General features: G+C 55.8%; 10 protein-coding genes. 5 read left to right on the top strand and 5 right to left on the bottom strand.

Going from position 1 to position 12,607, the window contains the following annotated elements:
• Positions 1-216: 216 nt before the first annotated feature.
• From ACYAR8_RS10580 to ACYAR8_RS10595, 4 genes are all read left to right on the top strand, one after another.
• The gene (locus ACYAR8_RS10580) at positions 217-696 is read left to right on the top strand and encodes an NYN domain-containing protein (RefSeq protein WP_108121635.1); all 480 of its coding nucleotides are present in this window, start codon (positions 217-219) and stop codon (positions 694-696) included.
• 308 nt (positions 697-1,004) lie between these two features.
• Positions 1,005-1,628, top strand: a complete 624-nt coding sequence (locus tag ACYAR8_RS10585; protein WP_074893312.1) for a 3'-5' exonuclease — start codon at positions 1,005-1,007, stop codon at positions 1,626-1,628.
• An 848-nt stretch (positions 1,629-2,476) separates the two neighbouring features.
• Positions 2,477-3,376: a drug/metabolite exporter YedA gene (gene yedA / locus ACYAR8_RS10590; RefSeq protein WP_463579833.1), complete on the top strand. Its 900-nt coding sequence runs from the start codon at positions 2,477-2,479 to the stop codon at positions 3,374-3,376.
• A gap of 60 nt (positions 3,377-3,436) precedes the next feature.
• Entirely contained in the window at positions 3,437-4,774 is a 1,338-nt protein-coding gene (locus tag ACYAR8_RS10595) for a DEAD/DEAH box helicase (RefSeq protein WP_463579834.1), read from the top strand.
• A gap of 636 nt (positions 4,775-5,410) precedes the next feature.
• Here ACYAR8_RS10595 and ACYAR8_RS10600 read toward each other — a convergent pair.
• From ACYAR8_RS10600 to gmd, 3 genes are all read right to left on the bottom strand, one after another.
• Positions 5,411-6,532, bottom strand: coding sequence for a glycosyltransferase family 4 protein (locus ACYAR8_RS10600; RefSeq protein ID WP_463579835.1), 1,122 nt, complete (start codon positions 6,530-6,532; stop codon positions 5,411-5,413).
• A gap of 136 nt (positions 6,533-6,668) precedes the next feature.
• A complete protein-coding gene (locus tag ACYAR8_RS10605) occupies positions 6,669-7,565 on the bottom strand; it encodes a GDP-mannose 4,6-dehydratase (protein WP_463579836.1) in 897 nt (298 codons plus the stop codon).
• A complete protein-coding gene (gmd, locus tag ACYAR8_RS10610; protein ID WP_272631387.1) occupies positions 7,565-8,596 on the bottom strand; it encodes a GDP-mannose 4,6-dehydratase in 1,032 nt (343 codons plus the stop codon). Before gmd ends, ACYAR8_RS10605 begins: the two co-directional genes overlap by 1 nt.
• Before the next feature lie 872 nt (positions 8,597-9,468).
• On the opposite strand from gmd, the gene ACYAR8_RS10615 reads away from it, so the two are divergent.
• A complete protein-coding gene (locus ACYAR8_RS10615) occupies positions 9,469-10,605 on the top strand; it encodes an acyltransferase family protein (protein WP_463579837.1) in 1,137 nt (378 codons plus the stop codon).
• 142 nt (positions 10,606-10,747) lie between these two features.
• Here the strand turns inward: ACYAR8_RS10615 and cysC are convergent, their stop codons facing one another.
• Positions 10,748-11,338: an adenylyl-sulfate kinase gene (cysC, locus tag ACYAR8_RS10620; RefSeq protein WP_463579838.1), complete on the bottom strand. Its 591-nt coding sequence runs from the start codon at positions 11,336-11,338 to the stop codon at positions 10,748-10,750.
• Positions 11,335-12,537 (bottom strand): sulfotransferase family 2 domain-containing protein, encoded by a 1,203-nt coding sequence (locus ACYAR8_RS10625; protein WP_463579839.1) that lies wholly within the window; start codon positions 12,535-12,537, stop codon positions 11,335-11,337. Before ACYAR8_RS10625 ends, cysC begins: the two co-directional genes overlap by 4 nt.
• Between the last annotated feature and the right edge of the window lie 70 nt (positions 12,538-12,607).

The following is a 12,607-nucleotide window of genomic DNA, read 5'->3' on the forward strand; positions in this document are numbered from 1 at the left end:
GACGATAGAGACGTGTCGGATGTACCGGCCTCTTCGCGGGCAAGCGCGCTCCTACACCGTTATGTGATGAGTCGCGACTGCGGTGTGTCAGGAATACAGACCGCGTTCCGCAATCGCCTCCAAACCCAATCCTTCAATCCCTCCCCCAAACTGGCATACTGAGCGCCGGTCCGGTTTTCGGATCCCTGTCGCTTGTCAGCGCATCGAGGAATTTGGGTGAGAAGAATCGCGGTCTTCGCCGACGTACAGAATCTGTATTACACAGTGCGTCAGGCTCACGGTTGTCACTTCAATTACGCCGCCCTGTGGGCTGACATCAGCCAGCGCGGGCAGATCGTCGAGGCGTATGCGTATGCCATCGACCGTGGCGACAGCAAGCAGCAGCAATTCCAGCAGATCCTGCGCAACCTCGGTTTCACCGTCAAACTCAAACCCTACATTCAGCGCAGCGACGGCTCGGCCAAAGGCGACTGGGACGTGGGCATCACCATCGACATCATGGACGTCGCGCCGAATGTCGATGAAGTCGTGCTGGCGTCCGGCGATGGCGATTTTGACCTGTTGCTGGAACGCATCATCAGCAAGCACGGCGTCGAAGCGATTGCCTACGGCGTGCCGGGGCTGACCGCCAATTCGTTGATCCGCGCAGCCAGCCGTTATGTGCCGATCGAGGGCGGGTTGCTGCTCAAGACTTGATGCAACGCGGGTAAACGAACGCCGCCAATTCGTTGAACCGCGCGGCCGTATATTCCGATTGTGGGCAGGCCGCTGCTCAGAGCGTGACGTAGCGCAGGCTGACAAACGCCGCAAATCTGTAAGAGCCGGCTTGCTGGCGAACCCGGCCCGTTCAGGTAAACATGCGCCAACTGACCCACCGCGTTCGCCACCGTCGTTACCTCCGACAGCTCCTACAGAGGCGCAACACGCAAGCGATGTCCGACGCGATATCAGCCAGGCGCTCCCGAGCAAAACGCAAAAACCAGCTATTTCTGAAGGTCTCTCCCATGCAAGAACGCATCGCCGTCATCGACTTCGAAACCACCGGCATTTCCCCCAGCAGCTACTGCCGCGCCACCGAAATCGCCGTGGTGATCGTGGAGCAGGGCGTTATTGTCGAGCGCTATCAAAGCCTGATGAACGCCGGCGTGCGCATCCCGTCTTTCATTGAGTCCCTGACCGGCATCAGCAACAGCATGCTGCGCACGGCGCCGCCGGCTGACCGCGTCATGAACGAAGTCGCCGAGTTCGTCGGCCTGACGCCGCTGGTGGCGCACAACGCCTCATTCGACCAGAAGTTCTGGGACTTCGAGTTGGCTCGCATCAAGCGCAATCGCGTACAGAGCTTCGCCTGCTCCATGCTGCTGGCACGTCGCCTTCTGCCCCATGCGCCGAACCATAAGCTCGGCACGCTGACCAGTTGGGCCGGCTTGCCCCACACCGGCAAGGCTCACCGGGCCATGGCCGATGCCGAAATGGCCGCCAACCTCACGCTGCACCTGGGCCACCAGCTGCGCGACACCCACGGCCTCGCCGGTGTTTCTCACCAGTTGCTGTGCACCCTGCAAAAAGTCCCGGCGAAGAAAATCGCCGATGCCATCAGCAAGCACCGCGGCCTCGCCGCTCAGTAGGACCGGCGGATGAACGCGTGCTGTCAGTGGGACCGGCTTCAGCCGGGAAGAGGCCAGCGTATTCGACATCACTTTTGCAGCGTGACACCTGACGCCTTACCGGCCAAAGCCAGTCCCACTGGATGAACGCGTGCCCTTAGTGGGACCGGCTTCAGCCGGGAAGAGGTCAGCGCGTTCGACATCACTTTTGCAGCGTGACACCTGACGCCCTCCCGGCTAAAGCCAGTCCCACTGGATGAATGCGTGCCCTTAGTGGGACCGGCTTCAGCCGGGAAGAGGCCCGTTTGCGCACCATCACTTTTGCGTTGTGACACCTGACGCCTTCCCGGCTAAAGCCAGTCCCACTGGATGAGCGCGTGCCCTTAGTGGGACCGGCTTCAGCCGGGAAGAGGCCAGCGCGTTCGACATCACCTTTGCAGCGTGACAACCGACGCCTTCCCGGCTAAAGCCAGTCCCACTGGATGATCGCGTGCTGTCAGTAGGACCGGCTTCAGCCGGGAAGAGGCCCATTTGCGCACCATCATTTTTGCGATGTGACAACCGACGCCTTCCCGGCTAAAGCCAGTCCCACTGGATGAGCGCGTGCTGTCAGTGGGACCGGCTTCAGCCGGGAAGAGGCCAGCGTGTTCGACATCACTTTTGCGGCGTGACAACTGACGCCTTCCCGGCTAAAGCCAGTCCTACGGGTGTACGCGTTCATCAGGACTGGCTTCAGCCAGCCGCACTAAACCCCCGCTTCAGCCCCCGAGAAATTGTACGGGTCGAATAAACCCCATTTGTAACTGACGCCTGCGGCTCGGACATTTCTAGAATCAGTCCCACAATAAACGACTGTACTAGAGCCCTTCATGCCTGCCGCCCGCCGTTTTCCCCTGCTGCTCATCGGGGCCTTTTTCGCGCTTTATGTGATCTGGGGCTCAACCTATCTCGCCATTCGCATCGGCATCGAAACCTGGCCTCCGCTGATGATGGCCGGGGTGCGCTTCACTATCGCCGGCTCCATCCTGTTCGCCTTCATGCGCTTTCGTGGCGCGCCGATGCCGACCTGGAAACAGTGGAAATCCGCAGCAATGATCGGCTTTCTGTTACTCGCCTGCGGCAATGGCGGCGTTACCCTCGCAGAGCACGCAGGTGTTGCCTCCGGCGTCGCGGCACTGGCCGTCGCTGTGGTGCCGTTGTTCACTTTGCTGTTCGGCTTGATCTGGGGCCATCGCAATACCGGGCTGGAATGGGCCGGCATCCTGCTCGGCCTTGTCGGTATCTCCTTGCTCAACCTCGGCTCGAACCTGCAAGCCAGCCCCATGGGCGCCGCGCTGGTGATCTTCGCGGCCGCGACCTGGGCGTTTGGTTCGGTGTGGAGCCGCTACCTGCCATTGCCCGCCGGGCCGATGGCCAGCGCCTGCGAAATGCTGGTGGCCGGCGCTGTGCTGTTGCTTGGCAGTTTCGTGAGCGGCGAACGCATGACCCAATCCCCCGGCATGTCCGGCTGGCTGGTGATGGCGTATCTGGTGGTGTTCGGCTCCATCGTCGCGTTCAGCTCCTACATGTACCTGCTGAAGAACGTGCGGCCCGCCGCCGCAACCAGTTATTGCTACGTCAATCCGGCGGTGGCGGTGCTGCTGGGCGTGTTGTTCGCCGGCGAACACATCGGCTGGGCCGAAGGTGCGGCGATGGCAGTGATCATAAGCGCCGTCGTGCTCATCGGCCTGCCGCAGTGGCGCAAGCAGAAACCGTTGCAGAAAGGGTAAACTGCGCGCCATTGTCTTCTACAGACTCTTGTGCGCTGACCTTTTTCCAACGGTACTGAAATGACATTCGCCTCCCTCGGCCTGATCGAACCCCTGCTGCGTGCCCTCGAAACACTGGGCTACCAGACTCCCACCCCCGTTCAGGCCCAGGCGATTCCGCCCGTGCTCGAAGGCCGCGACCTCATGGCCGCCGCCCAGACCGGCACCGGCAAGACCGCAGGTTTCGCGCTGCCATTGCTGCAACGCCTGACCATGGAAGGCCCGAAGGTCGCTGCCAACTCCGTGCGCGCGCTGGTGCTGGTGCCGACCCGCGAACTGGCAGAGCAGGTTCACGAAGCCATCGCGCAATACGCCGAACACCTGCCGCTGACCACTTACGCTGCGTACGGCGGCGTCAGCATCAACCCGCAAATGATGAAGCTGCGCCGAGGCGTTGACGTGCTGGTCGCCACGCCGGGCCGCCTGCTCGACCTGTATCGCCAGAACGCGGTGAAGTTTTCTCAGTTGCAGACCCTGATCCTCGACGAAGCCGATCGCATGCTCGATCTCGGCTTCTCAGAAGAACTGCGCGACATCTACGCCGCGCTGCCGAAACGCCGCCAGACCCTGCTGTTCTCCGCGACTTTCTCCGATGCGATCCGCGCGCTGGCCGGGCAGATGCTCGACAACCCGCTGACCATCGAAGTCAGCCCGCGCAACGTCGCGGCATCATCGGTCAAGCAGTGGATCGTCACCGTCGACAAGAAGCGCAAGAGCGAGCTGTTCATTCATCTGTTCAAGAAGCATCGCTGGGGTCAGGTGCTGGTCTTCGCCAAAACCCGCGTTGGCGTCGACCAGTTGGTGGAGCGCCTGCAAGGCCTTAGCCTCAACGCAGACGGCATTCACGGCGACAAACCCCAGGCCACTCGCCAGCGCGCGCTGGATCGGTTCAAGAGCGGTGACGTGCAGATCCTCGTCGCCACCGATGTGGCTGCTCGCGGTCTGGACATTGACGACCTGCCGACCGTGGTCAACCTCGACCTGCCGATCGTTGCCGAAGACTACATCCACCGTATTGGCCGCACCGGCCGCGCGGGCCAGACCGGTGAAGCGATTTCCCTGGTGTGCGCCGACGAAGTCGACCTGCTCAGCGCCATCGAAATGCTGACCCGCCAGACCCTGCAGCGCCGCGAAGAACCGGATTTCATCCCGGAACACCGCGTACCGGCCACCGACGCGACTGGGCAGATTCTGAAAAAACCGAAAAAGCCAAAGAAACCCAAAACCAGTGGCGGAGGCGGCAAACGCAATCTGGGCAAATGGGTCGATAGCGGCGAAGCGGCGCCTGAAGTACCGGCCATCAAGCCAGTGCGCAAAGTCCCGGTGTTTAACACGGGGCCGCGCAAGCGCAAGCCGTAAGAAGAATGGCGGCAGAGTCCGGGCAGAATCTCACTGCCCGGACTTCATCGCGATCAATGTGGGACCGGCTTCAGCCGGGAAGAGGCCTGCATGGGCGCCATCAGTTTTGCAGTTTGACGCCTGACGCCTTCCCGGCTAAAGCCAGTCCCACAGGATGAATGCGTGCTGTCAGTGGGACCGGCTTCAGCCGGGAAGAGGCCGGCATGCGCACCCTCAATTCTGTGTCGTAACAAGCGACGCCTTCCCGGCTAAAGCCAGTCCTACACGTGCACGCGTTCGGTCAGTAGGACCGGCTTCAGCCGGGAATGGGCCAATGTGAGCGCCATCAATTCTGCGGTGTGATAACCGACGCCTTCCCGGCTAAAGCCAGTCCCACTGGATGAATGCGTGCTCTTTGTGGGACCGGCTTCAGCCGGGAAGAGGCCGGTGTGAGCGCCATCAATTCTGCGGTGTGACAACCGACACCTTCCCGGTTAAAGCCAGTCCCACTGGATGAATGCGTGCTCTGTGTGGGACCGGCTTCAGCCGGGAAGAGGCCGGTGTGAGCGCCATCAATTTTGCAGTGTGACAACCGACGCCTTCCCGGCTAAAGCCGGTCCCACTGGGACACCCAGTTCACCCAGTTCACCCAGTCACTTAACGCCTGCGCAGCACATCCTGATAAAGATCCGCATACCCCTGCACCATCTTCTCCGACGTAAACATCGACTCAAACCGCTGCACCGCCTTCAACCCCATCTGCTTCGCCCGCTCTCTGTCATTCCACAGCGTATTCATCGCAACCGCCAACGCTTCCGGATCCCGTGGCGGAACCACCAGCCCGGTCTCGTCCGCGATGTTGATGAACGTGGTGCCAGTGCCCATTTCGCACGAGATCATCGGCTTGCCGTACATCGCCGCTTCCAGCAGCGAGATGCCGAAAGACTCCGAACGCTGATGTGACGGGAACACAAACGCCTCACAAAGCATCAGCAGCGCATTCTTGTCCTCATCCGGCAGGCTGCCCACAAACACGACATTGCTAAGCCCGAGCGCCTTGGCCTTCGCCTTGAGCTCCAGCTCCTGATGCCCGCCGCCCATGATCACCACTGGCAGGCGATTTTTGTGCGCGGCTTCAAGCAGGAAATCCAGGCCCTTGTAGTAACGCAGCGCACCGACGAACAGAAAGAAGCGCTCGCCCAACTGCTGTTTCCAGTGCTCAAGTTTTGCCTGAGACGGGGCAGGGTAGGTGGCGCGATCGAGCCCAAACGGAATGATCTCAACCTTATCCCTGAACCGGGTCAGCACCTCACTGCTGGCGGCGTAGTTGGGTGAAGACACGACAATCCGGTCGACGCTGCCCAGAAAGCGGTTCATCAGCGGCGCATACAGCTTGAGCAGCGTCTTCTGCTTGATGATGTCCGAGTGGTAACTCACCACGGTCGGCTTTTTGATCTGCGCGGCGAAGTGCGCGATGTCCATGTACGGCCACGGGAAGTGGTAGTGCACGATGTCAGCGTCGCGCGCGAGCTCTTTGAAGTCCCGAATGCCCGACAGCGAAAAGCCCGTCGACGCGACGTACAGATCCTGCTTGGAGCGGTGAGCAATGTGATTGCCAACCGTCTCGTTACGCGCCGCGCCTTGTGTGCTCAGCGACAGCACCTGGGATTCAATCCCGTGGGCCTGGCAACCCTGTGCCAGTTGAAAGATGACTTGCTCGACGCCACCGCCCTTGCTTTCCGGGAAGTAGGTCTTGAAGAAGTGCAAAACTTTGGTCATCAGGATTCTCTGACGAAACGATAACGTCCGCTGTTCTCGCGATAGATGCGTTGCGGGCAGAGCGGGGATGTGTGGAGCGGAGAATAAAGGAAAACCCGAGGCGCCCTACAGCGCTTCGGGTTGGGTACTGCGGAAGTTACGCGTCTGCCAGCATCCAGCCAAGCGTTTCGCTCAGCTCGGGTGTCTGCCAGCCCGGGACCAGCGACTTCAGCTTGCTGTTGTCGCCGCACAAGGTCTTCACCTCGTTGGCCCGCACGAAAGCAGGATTCACTTCGACGGTGAGGTCGTGGCCTGTGATGGCGCGACACATGTCGAGCACTTCACGCAGCGAGTGAGTCTTGCCTGAACTGACGTTGACGTACTGACCGAACGGCTTTGCTTCCAGCAGCCCGCGATAAGCGGCCACCAGCGAACGGACATCGCTGAAATCGCGCCAGACATCCAGGTTGCCCAACTCGATCTTTTCGGCCTTCTCGCGGAAGTGTTTGACGATCTTCGGCAGCAGGAAGTTTTCCGCCTGGCCGACGCCGGTGTAGTTGAACGGGCGCGCGATGATGATCGGCAACCGTCCGAACCACAAACTGGCCATGTACTCCATGGCCAGCTTGCTGACGGCGTAATCGTTGGCGGGCGCTGGCCTGGTGCTCTCATCGAGCAACCCTTCCGACGCATTGCCATACACGTTGGCACTGCTGGCGATCAAAACGCTTTCAGGCGCTTTGCCGCAGTTGGCGATGGCTTCGAGCAGATTGCGCGTACCAATCAGATTGACTTGGTAAAACGCATCGGCCGCGCCGTGCCCGACAAATGCCAACGCCGCGAGATGAACGACGATGTCCGGCTGAAGGTCCGCCAGCAGCTTGCTCAGACCCACCAGATCAGTGAGGTCGGCCTGATAATAATTGGCTTCATTGGATGGATTGCTGCCCAGGCCAACAACCTCGCAGCCCTGGGCTGTGAGCTCGGCCGCCATGTAGCGCCCCGTAAATCCATGAATACCCGTTATCAGCGCTCGCTTGCCGGCGATACTCATCAGAACGAGAACCCTTTTTCGTTACGACGCAGGTCCGCTTCGACCATCATGCGGCACAGCTCTTCCAGATTGGTCTTAGGCTCCCAGCCCAGGACTTCCTTGGCTTTGGCCGGGTTACCGATCAACAGCTCAACTTCGGTCGGGCGGTAGAACTTCGGATTGACCGAGACCAGAACCTTGCCAGTGGCGGCGCAGGTGCCTTTCTCTTCTTCTGCTTCACCACTCCAGTTGATGGTGATGCCGACAGCCTTGAATGCCATCGCGACGAAGTCACGGACGGTTTCAGTGCGGTTAGTGGCCAGAACGAAGGTGTCCGGCTCATCAGCCTGCAGCATGCGCCACATGCCTTCGACGTACTCTTTGGCAAAGCCCCAGTCGCGCTTGGCGTCCATGTTGCCCAGTACCAGCGAGTCCTGCAGACCCAGCTTGATCTTGGCAACGGTGTCAGTGATTTTGCGTGTTACGAACTCACGGCCGCGCAGTGGCGACTCGTGGTTGAACAGAATACCGCTGGTCGCGAAAATGCCGTACGACTCGCGATAGTTGATGGTCATCCAGTGGGCGTACAGCTTGGCAACGCCGTAAGGGCTGCGCGGGTAGAACGGCGTGTCTTCAACCTGAGGAATGGCCTGAACCTTACCGAACATCTCGGAAGTCGACGCTTGGTAGAAGCGGACTTTCGGGTTAACGATACGGATGGCTTCCAGCAGATTCACAGCGCCCAGGCCGGTGATTTCGGCGGTGGTGATTGGCTGTTCGAAGGAAACGCCCACGAAGCTCTGCGCGGCGAGGTTGTACACCTCGGTGGCTTCGGTGGTCTGCAGCAGGCGGATGCTGGCCGACAGGTCGGTCAGGTCGTACTCGACCAGGTGCAGGTTTGGGTTGTTCTGGATGCCCAGTTCTTCGATCCGCCAGAAATTGACAGAACTGGTACGACGATAGGTGCCGTAGACGGTGTAGCCTTTGCCAAGCAGCAGTTCAGCCAGATAGGCGCCGTCTTGACCAGTGATGCCGGTAACAATTGCTTTCATGCGAATCCTCTGAACTCCGTTCGTGTGCCATTACAGCACGTGTTGATAAATCATGTTGGGCAGGTCCGCATGGTACAACGAGCAGCGATAGAGGTACAAAGCCAAACCGAGGCAACGGCGTGGGCCGAGCTAACCTCGTCGATGCAGCAGCGAGTGAAAGTGGTTTGAAGAAAATGCACTCCACATTTGCTACCCATATTAGTAGGCACAGAACGTATACGGAATAAGCCCTTTTTTCTGCAACGGAATGATTACCAGCCGTTTGGAAGCTGAAGCTACGCTGCCTGAGACAAATAAGCGAGTCAGTTGCGCAACTGCTTGCTTTACCGTCTATGGCTGGCCGATCGCTAGGTATGGCGTGCTACTCGCGATGGTAATTGGTGGCAGCCTTGATCAAGGCTAAGGCAAGTGATGATGGGCATGCCAATCCTTCCGAGCGTAAGGATTCAGAGGCGGCATCTACCACAAGGAAGAGTAGTTCGTAAATGGTTATCTGCTAGGCAATCCGTACATTGCAGATTTAACAGATTTTTAAATCTCGAGCGGGGAAGTAACCCTGCTGCACTGATATAAATAATCTATTAGGACTAAGTACAAGCGATAGGGTCTCTAAGCAGTAAATGCATGCATATGGAAAATCCCCAGATCTCCTACGTACATTCAGGCAGTTGATTGGCGAGAGGCTGACGCGCAATTCACTTAGGGTTGTGAGCCGGTCTAAGCTTGCAAGTGAGCTACAGTCTACCGTCGAAGCCGTCGACGTTCAGACCATAGAAATGGTCGCTTAGTGGCATGGTTCGCGATGCATTGCTTTTACGTTTCCATATCTATAGAGGTTAGGTTAGGATGCGGCTGCCTACAGGAGGGCAGTCATGGAAAAAAATCATAGCAAAGCACTGTTTGCCAATCAACTACGCGGTGTCGCTGTATTAGCGGTTCTGTTGATTCATTGGACGGGGATTTATTGGTATGCACGTGACACTGTAGCCTCGTTCATCTATGCCCCTCCTGTTGAAGGAGCACCGTCCTCAATAATAAACCTGCTTTCACCGCCAACCGTTAATTACGGTGCTCTTGGAGTGGCGATATTTTTTTTAATTAGTGGTTTTGTAATTCCATTCTCAATTGCAAAGTCAGCTCCCTTTGAGTTTCTTGTATCTCGGGCGCTCAGGATCTACCCTACATATTTAGTTGGCACCGCTTTCATGATGGCGATAGTGGCGTGTTCAGCACATTATTGGGGGCAGGATTTTAGAATTGATGTCGAAGGATTGGTCGCAAACTTGCTGTTGGTCCATAAAGACTTGGCGCGGCCGAGCATAGATTTGATTAACTGGACACTTGCAATTGAAATAAAATTTTATTTGCTTGCGGCTCTTTTGTATCGTGTTATCAGACACGGTGACCTCTTGCCGTTTATCGTGTTTGCAGTTGGTGTTCTTTGTTTTAGTTTGTGGTATCCGGTGGCAGATAATATCATTGTGGTAGCTGGCGTTAAGGTGTCAATTGACTCGCTTAAGAATGACATGATGTTTGTCGTGTTTATGCTGATCGGAGTAGGGTTTTATAATTTATACATCGGGATAATAAATCGGAATACGCTTATATTGTATAGTGTATCAATGCTGTTAATATTTTCATTGTTGTGGTCAAAGGGCAGTGCTTCAGGCCAGTTTCCATCGATCTACATAAACTACATCTATGGGTTTATTGTTTTTTCCCTGTGCTTTATGTTTAGAGATCGCTTTAAATCATGGGCTCCCTTGGATTTCATGGCTGCGATAAGCTATCCGCTATATATTATCCACTCTGTGGCGGGATATGCCATGTTCAGGATTCTCATGGATCAAGGGATGCCATACCGATATTGTATTCCTGTGGTGTTTGGTATAACAGTTGCCGTGGCATATGTCATGCACATTACAGTTGAAAACTACACCGCTCATGCGGGTAAAAGATTCTTTGCGTCACGGTCAAGAAGTTCAGGTCCACCGTTTCCCTCTAACTAAACGATCTTTATCTGTTTCAAAAAAGAGTCCACACTCGCGCAGGGTGTGGACGTAGCGTCTGTAAGTGTTGTAGTAGTGTCAGTTGATCCCCGATCCTTGGAGGCGTTTCGTCGGCACTGTTAGACTGAAAGATGCGTCAGAGTCAGCCTCCTAAAGATTCAACAATTGCCAATACGTTTTGTTCTATAGAGTGTAAGGTGTTATCCACTACTACAGCAGGCTTAAGTGGTGGATGGTAGGGGGATGATATGCCTGTAAAATTTTTCAGCGATCCGTTTCTAGCTTTATTGTAGAGCCCTTTAGCATCCCGCTGTTCGCATACGCTTAGAGGGGTGCATACGTATACCTCGTGAAAACAAGTGGTACCGATGATTTCAGAGGCTAAAAGCCGGTCCTCTACAAGTGGTGAAATTATCGCTACGATAGCTATCAAGCCGGCTTCATTTAGAAGTTTAGCTACCTCCGCAATCCTTCTAATGTTTTCTGATCTGTCAGAGAGAGTGAATCCTAGATCCTTATTAAGCCCATGTCTGACGTTATCGCCATCTAGAACCAAACATGACCTACCCCGCGCCGCCAACGATTTCTCCAGCGCGAACGCTAAAGATGATTTGCCTGATCCGCTCAGTCCAGTTAGCCAGATAGTAGATGCGGTCTGATTCAGCTTTGACTCCCGTTCTGAGCGAGTAAGCCCACCTTGTTGCCAAGTGATATTTTCTTTGCAATTCTTCATTTCACTTCGATCTCCGCGTGTGCAGATACATCCGAGCCTGGCTCGTCAAACCACGACACCCCTTCTTGAACAAGCGTGACTATGAGCTGAAACCTTCCGGGGTTCTCTGGTGTGATGATTTTAGCGCTATGTATGCCAGACTTACCCGGCAGGAGCTTTGACTTAAGAGGAGTTCTCTCACCATCAAACACTACGATCTCATTGGTATTAGGTATGAGCCAGTGATAACTGATGTTGATTGGGAACCGGCCTTGACTTTCTATTGAGAATTTAGACTGGTTGGCTAGCTCTAAATCAACAAGGAAGTCGCTATCACATTCGACATCTGTGGGTGTGGTTAGAAAGCAAATTTTGAAATTCTTTATTTCGCATACGGGCAGCGGTTTGCTAGTTCCATCGTCATGTTGAGCGAGGTTAGACTTGTAAGAAGTTTTCAGCATCGAAGTGACGAAATCACTATATTTTGAAGCGAAGACCTCAGTCGCCCAGTCGTAAAGTTGCTGATCTAAGCCAGTTATGCCTGCAATAGCATCGATTACATCTCCGGTCAGTTCGCTGTCGCTAGGCCGGTTGGGTGACATATTTAGATGTTGTGTTGGAAAATCTGGATAGATATTCAAGGTGTGTGAAAGCAGTTGCAGTGACTGGGTCATACGCTCCGTGATCCCGACGAAACAAAATTTCTCCAGTCTGGCTTTGGCAATATCGAGGAGTTGACGATCGTTTCTTCGCGCGGCATAGCTCTGGATCACAGCGGTACCGTAGCCCACGGGATCTTTAGATAATTTTCCGAAATCTAGATCGGCTGCCAGGAATATTGTTTGAGCATTCACCATATCCCAGTGTGTCTCACGGTCTGTCACAAATTCCAACAATGACCAATTTTCTAACGTCATGCGTTCGTGTCTGTAAGCGTTCGGATCGCGCTTGACGTGCGCGTACCAGGATATGGTGCGCTGAACAGGGTCTCGCAACATGGTCATGTAATTAAGATCTCTTCCAACATAGTTGTTAAGGCCGTACCACAGGTGGCCACGGAAGAAATCAAAATTGGAAAGCCCGTTTTGCTCTAACCCAAAAAGCTCTGGGAGGAGCTGAGCTGGACAAATCCGCTCCGGCCGAAATTGTCTATCAAGGTAAGATGTTAGCGACGTGCCCGCAGTTTTCGGTATGTGTAGGTAGTACAGTGGCTCAATCATTATACCTGTGCTCAACTATGGTGCTTTTCAGTATCATTATTCAACTTGGTGCAGATGGTGCAGATGGTGC

The organism is Pseudomonas sp. HP_01 (assembly GCF_055284355.1).